The 304-nt window shown below is 56.6% G+C and carries 1 pseudogene; it reads left to right on the top strand.

The annotated features are described in order from the left end of the window. Positions 1–304 (top strand): annotated as a pseudogene (dmlA, locus tag FDX22_RS00635) (multifunctional D-malate/3-isopropylmalate/tartarate dehydrogenase); the annotation flags it as partial.

Here is a 304-nt window from a genome sequence, read left to right as displayed (position 1 = left end):
CGGTCTTCACCCGTCGCGGCGTGGATCGTATATTGCGTTACGCTTTCGAGCTGGCGCAAAACCGCCCACGTAAAACCCTGACCTCGGCGACCAAATCCAATGGCCTGGCTATCAGCATGCCTTACTGGGATGAGCGCGTTGAAGCTATGGCGGCTCACTATCCCGAGATCCGTTGGGATAAACAGCATATCGACATTCTGTGCGCCCGCTTTGTGATGCAGCCAGAGCGTTTTGACGTGGTGGTCGCCTCTAACCTGTTTGGCGACATCCTGTCCGATTTGGGACCTGCCTGCACTGGCACGAT

Source organism: Citrobacter sp. TBCS-14 (assembly GCF_005280805.1).
In the GTDB taxonomy this organism is placed as follows: Bacteria; Pseudomonadota; Gammaproteobacteria; order Enterobacterales; family Enterobacteriaceae; genus Citrobacter; species Citrobacter gillenii.
Note: the sequence above shows the minus strand (reverse complement) of the source record. Positions and strands in the feature narration are given on the sequence as shown.